Source organism: Limosilactobacillus reuteri, assembly GCF_002254085.1.
Classification (GTDB): Bacteria; Bacillota; Bacilli; order Lactobacillales; family Lactobacillaceae; genus Limosilactobacillus; species Limosilactobacillus reuteri_K.
The window spans coordinates 1-452 of sequence record NZ_NGPY01000079.1 but is presented as its reverse complement, the minus strand read 5'-3'; the positions used below and the strand labels follow the sequence as shown (position 1 = coordinate 452).

Sequence of the window (452 nt, the reverse complement as noted above, 5' to 3'; positions counted from 1 at the left end):
TAGTAGAGTTTTAATAAGAGACAGGGTCTATCCATGAATGTAGCTGATTACGAATTACCATTCTAAATTAATGTGTACTCAGTATAGGAGGGTAATTTCATGGTACTAGAACGTCGGGGCTGACGTCGTCGTCGTAAGGGCGACTTCATCGCCGCAAACAACATCGAATACATCGATTACAAAGACACTGATTTATTACGTCGGTTCATTTCTGAACGTGGTAAGATCTTACCACGTTCAGAAATGAACCGACGTAATAAATCAGTGTCTTTGTAATCGATGTATTCGATGTGGTTTGCGGCGATGAAGTCGCCCTTACGACGACGACGTCAGCCCCGACGTTCTAGTACCATGAAATTACCCTCCTATACTGAGTACACATTAATTTAGAATGGTAATTCGTAATCAGCTACATTCATGGATAGACCCTGTCTCTTATTAAAACTCTACTA

2 pseudogenes are annotated in these 452 nt (G+C 40.9%); one reads left to right on the top strand and one right to left on the bottom strand.

From position 1 onward, the window contains the following. Positions 1–147: 147 nt before the first annotated feature. Positions 148–204: pseudogene (locus tag CBG10_RS11800) on the top strand (30S ribosomal protein S18); the annotation flags it as partial. A gap of 20 nt (positions 205–224) precedes the next feature. On the opposite strand, the pseudogene CBG10_RS11635 reads toward CBG10_RS11800, so the two are convergent. After that, positions 225–314, bottom strand: a pseudogene (locus CBG10_RS11635) (30S ribosomal protein S18); the annotation flags it as partial. Positions 315–452: the final 138 nt, after the last annotated feature.